The 4,514-nt window shown below is 56.2% G+C and carries 6 protein-coding genes and 1 pseudogene; 5 read left to right on the top strand and 2 right to left on the bottom strand.

The annotated features are described in order from the left end of the window. The 3 genes from B3Z49_RS19500 to B3Z49_RS19490 form a co-directional block, all read left to right on the top strand. The coding region (locus B3Z49_RS19500; protein WP_296993892.1) for a pyridoxal-phosphate dependent enzyme at positions 1 to 445 on the top strand (445 nt) is incomplete at its 5' end. Between the two features lie 226 nt (positions 446 to 671). Beyond that, a complete protein-coding gene (locus tag B3Z49_RS19495) occupies positions 672 to 1,475 on the top strand; it encodes a HesA/MoeB/ThiF family protein (RefSeq protein ID WP_296993890.1) in 804 nt (267 codons plus the stop codon). After that, positions 1,465 to 1,896 carry a DsrE family protein gene (locus B3Z49_RS19490; protein WP_296993888.1) on the top strand — a complete coding sequence of 144 codons (432 nt, stop codon included), beginning with the start codon at positions 1,465 to 1,467 and terminating at the stop codon, positions 1,894 to 1,896. The genes B3Z49_RS19495 and B3Z49_RS19490 overlap by 11 nt, the downstream gene beginning before the upstream one ends. 21 nt (positions 1,897 to 1,917) lie before the next feature. Here the strand turns inward: B3Z49_RS19490 and B3Z49_RS19485 are convergent, their stop codons facing one another. Then, on the bottom strand, positions 1,918 to 2,607 hold the full coding sequence (locus tag B3Z49_RS19485) for a LysE family translocator (RefSeq protein WP_296993885.1): 690 nt from the start codon (positions 2,605 to 2,607) through the stop codon (positions 1,918 to 1,920). A 100-nt stretch (positions 2,608 to 2,707) separates the two neighbouring features. Between B3Z49_RS19485 and B3Z49_RS19480 the strand changes: the two genes are divergently transcribed. Continuing rightward, positions 2,708 to 3,622: a LysR substrate-binding domain-containing protein gene (locus B3Z49_RS19480; RefSeq protein WP_296993883.1), complete on the top strand. Its 915-nt coding sequence runs from the start codon at positions 2,708 to 2,710 to the stop codon at positions 3,620 to 3,622. Positions 3,623 to 3,698: 76 nt separating this feature from the next. After that, entirely contained in the window at positions 3,699 to 4,244 is a 546-nt protein-coding gene (locus tag B3Z49_RS19475; RefSeq protein WP_008888840.1) for an MgtC/SapB family protein, read from the top strand. Positions 4,245 to 4,280: 36 nt separating this feature from the next. Here B3Z49_RS19475 and B3Z49_RS19470 read toward each other — a convergent pair. Beyond that, positions 4,281 to 4,514 (bottom strand): annotated as a pseudogene (locus tag B3Z49_RS19470) (LacI family transcriptional regulator); the annotation flags it as partial.

Here is a 4,514-nt window from a genome sequence, read left to right as displayed (position 1 = left end):
CATCAAGGATACTGCCGGCAAGGTAGATATCTTTGTTGCCGGTGTCGGTACCGGCGGGACCCTGACAGGGGTAGGTGAAGTGCTTAAAAAGCATAACCCGAACATCCAGATCGTTGCTGTTGAGCCCGAAGACAGCCCGGTTATTTCCGGTGGTGCACCGGGCCCGCATAAAATTCAGGGCATTGGTGCCGGTTTTATTCCGGGCAACCTCAATATCGATGTCATCGACAAGGTCATGACCATCGGCAACGAGACCGCCTTTGCCACCGCCCGCAAGCTTGCCAGCATCGAAGGCCTGCCGACCGGTATTTCATCCGGTGCAGCGGTTGCCGCGGGGATCGAGCTTGGCCAGCTGCCGGAAAACGAAGGCAAGCGCATTGTTGTGATCATACCGAGCTTTGCCGAACGGTATCTTTCGACCCCGTTGTTCGAAGGTCTGCAATAAGCAGCCTGAAAGACCAAAGATTTCAAAGGGTCCGGCACGATGTGCCGGGCCTTTTTCATTGGTGGAATGCGGGGCTCTGGCTTGGTTGACAGAGCAATGAAAGCACTTCGTTGCGATATAGATATGAAATCTTTGCTTGAGGCCACGGTTCCATGGGCTATATGCAAAAGCCTAGTGGATTACCATCTGATCTGATGACCGACGTTCTGACAGGAAGCCCACCCGCGTGAGTGATTTCGATTTCAGCGAAAATGAAGTGCAACGCTATGCCCGCCACATCGTCCTTAAGGAGGTTGGCGGCACGGGGCAGATGAAGCTTAAGCGCGGTCGGGTTCTTATCGTTGGGGCGGGGGGACTTGGATCGCCGCTTGCGATGTATCTGGCCGCTGCCGGGGTTGGCACGATTGGCATTGTCGATGCTGACACGGTCGAACTTTCCAACCTGCAACGCCAGATCGCGCATGGCATGAAGGATGTCGGAACGCCCAAGGTCGACAGTGCCAAGGCGACCATGGCGGATATGAACCCCGAAGTCACCGTGCAGGCCCACAACACCCGGCTTGATGCCAGCAACGTCATGGATCTGATTGCCGATTATGATGTGATTGCCGACGGGTCGGATAATTTCGATACGCGCTTTTTACTCAACGATGCCTGCTATATGGCGGGCAAGACGCTGGTTTCCGGTGCCGCCCTTCGCTTTGACGGGCAGGTATCGACCTTCAAGGCCCATCTGGGTGCCCCGCATCCCTGTTATCGCTGCATTTATCACGCCCCGCCCCCCGAAGACGCCATTCCGTCCTGTGCGCAGGGCGGCGTTTTGGGCTCGGTTGTCGGCATGATCGGCGGCATTCAGGCGACAGAGGTGCTCAAGGAGCTGATGGGCATCGGCGATGGCCTTTCAGGCCAGCTTTTGATTATCGATGCCCTGTCCGCCTCGTTTCGCAAGATCAAGGTGCCCCGCGATCCGGGCTGCCCGACCTGTTCAGAAAACGCCACAATCAAGGACCTGTCTATTCATGAGCACTGAGTCTGATACGCCCAAGAAACTCTCCCTGGTGGTGTTTTCCGGGACCTATGAAAAGGTTCATTACGCCCTCGTAATGGCATCGGCCGCCTTGGCATCTGGCCGTGAAGTGACGCTGTTCTTTACCATGGAAGCCAGCCGGGCGCTGTTTGCGCCGTCGGGTTGGCGCCATCTGCGCACCGAGGTTGACGGGGCAACAGCGACCTCGATTGATCTGAGTTACTCGACGCGCGGCATCGGCACTTTCGAAGAATTGTTGTCGGCCTGTGCCAGCCTTAACGCCAAATTCATGATCTGCGAGATGGGCCTGCGCGCCCTCGGCCTTGAAGATCAGGCAAAGCGTGAAGAACTGGCGATTGAGACCGGCGGTGTTGTTACGTTCCTGAACGATGCCAAGCAGAATGGCGAGATGCTGTTTATCTGATCTTTGAGGTTCACGTTCGCCCTAGCTTGCCAGAAGCTTGACGCCCAGGCCGGCAAGACAGATGCCAACACCGCGCTCGATCCATGATTTGATGGCGGCAATGCGCGCCTGCACCGATGGCAGGGTCAGGGCTGTTGCGACAAGCGCAAACCAGATCATGTGGCAGGCCGCGATATAAACACCATACGCGACTTCCTGAACGATCCCGGTGTCTGGTGAAATCACCTGACTGAACAGAGATACGATAAACAACATGGTTTTGGGGTTTAGCGCATTGCAGGCAAAACCGATCCAAAACGCCGATCCGCTGTTTTGTGCCGAACTGGTTTGGTTTTGATCCGACGGATCAGAGTTTGTGACGCTCGAAGCACTTTTGCTGTGAGCTGGCCTGCCCAGCAGGCGTCGAATGTCTGGCCAAAGAGCCGATACGCCAAGCCAGATCAGATAAGCTGCCCCAAGGTAGCGCAGAGCTGACAAAACCCAGATATTACTGGCAAAAACAACACCCAGCCCGATCAGCGTGTAGCCGAGATGCACCGAGATGCCAGCACCGATCCCGATGGCGCAAAGCACGCCCGCCCGCCGCCCGCGTGCAAGGGCGATCCGGGTCACCATCGCAAAGTCCGGGCCAGGGCTGATCACGGCGAGAATGGTGATGATGCCAACGGCAATGATTTCCATCGATAAGATATCGCCTGTCCATTCCGGCATGATGTGATCCCTTGTGAATGCTGAATTCATTTGATGTGTGAGTGAATTCAGTATCAAACTGTTCAGATCGCCGGAAAATCGAAAAATACTGGTATTTATTGTGAGTAATATTCACAGAAAACGCAGTTTGCCCCCCTTGGTGGCCCTGCCCGCCTTTGAGGCCGCAGCCCGCCATCAAAGCTTTTCGCGTGCGGCGGATGAGCTTAATCTGACACATGGCGCGATCAGTCGCGCGGTTGCACAAATCGAAGAACGTCTGGGTGTTAAGCTGTTTGTTCGGCGCAATCGGCGGGTCTGGCTGACGGCCGCAGGCGAGCGGTTGTTGAAGGCAACAACGGGTGCGCTTGATGGGCTTGATCAGGCAATTGAGGATATCCATCGCCATGACAAGTCATCCCCGATATTGACCGTATCGTGCGAGCCCAGCCTTGCGATGCGTTGGTTGATGCCGCGTCTTGGCAGCTTTCGCGAGGCCAACCCGGATCTGAATATTGATCTGAGACTGGCGGGCGGGCCGGTGGATTTGTTGGCGGATGGTTGTGATGTTGCCATTCGGCGTGCGGATTACGGGATTTCCGAGCATTACATCACCACCCGTCTTTGGCCGGAATATGCAGGGCCGGTTTGCGATCCGGAATGCTGGGAAACCATCCTTTCAAGGGATTTGTCCAACGCCCGCTGGCTTCATACGCGAACGCGTCCCGATGCCTGGGATGACTGGAAACGCAGCAGCGGCAGCACGGCAACCCCGGCAAGCGAGCAGTATTTCGATCATTTCTTTTTCGCCCTGCAGGCAGCCGTTAATCGGCTTGGTACAGCGATCGGTCCCTTGCCGCTTGTGGCTGATGATCTGGCGTCCGGGAGGCTGATAGCGCCGCATGGCATGGCCCCGACGGGCTTTGATTATGTCCTGATCACGCTTGATCCGCCCAGGCGTGATCCGCGAATTGCGCTGTTCTTTGACTGGTTGATGGCCAAGGCAACTGACATGGAGCATGCGATATCACCTGCCTGACTGTGATCAAGGAACTGGTTGGCCGTGCATCAGCTCGGAACATTGATTGCGTGCGAAGCGTTTGGGGAATGTTTGAATGGCAAGGGTTTATCGCATGCTGACCGACCTTCCCTATTTCGCCACGGCGGAAAAATACTTCGATATTGGCGTGATCGATATGATTGCGCGTCTGGTGGCGGCAACAGTCATTGGCATGCTGATCGGGTTGAACCGTGATGTGAATGGCAAGCCAACCGGCATGCGCACCCTTGCCCTTGTGTCACTTGGTGCGGCGGTGGTGTCGGTCGTGGCGGTCCATTTTCAGGATCTGATTGATCATCCCGACGCGCTTTCACGTGTGGTTCAGGGGATTTTGCAAGGTGTTCTGACCGGGATCGGTTTCATTGGTGCCGGTGTTATTTTGCGCGAGCCAAAAAACATGTCGGTCACGGGGCTTACCACCGCTGCGACCGTCTGGATGACCGCAGCGCTTGGCATCGCCTGTGCGCTTGCGGCCTGGCATATCGTGATTATTGCAACCGTCTTGACCTTTATTATCCTGGTCGCGCTGAAACCGGTCGAGCTCATGCTGGTGCGCTGGGTCGGTAATTCAGAGGCCGCCAAGGACGCCAAGGAGAGCTAGGGGGCGGTTAAGTAATCCGCCTAGCCGGGTTTGGGCTTAGAAATCCTCGCCCTCGCGGAAGGCGGCAAGGTCGTCAATGCGGTGATAGGGCAGAAGCGTCTGAAGATTTTCGGGCGGTGTGCCGTTCATCAGGTCATGCAGGTGGCGGGCAAGAACTTCGCCGACATGGCGTTGCGGCTGGTAGTAATAGGCAAGTTTTTGTTTCGAAAGCATGCGAAACGGCATGCCGCCAAAGCCGACGACACCAATTCCGTCGCGGATGGTGTCCAT

The sequence above is a fragment of the Thalassospira sp. UBA1131 genome (assembly GCF_002311515.1).
Lineage (GTDB): Bacteria > Pseudomonadota > Alphaproteobacteria > Rhodospirillales > Thalassospiraceae > Thalassospira.
The sequence above is the reverse complement of the archived record's forward strand: the minus strand, read 5'-3'. Positions and strand labels throughout refer to the sequence as shown.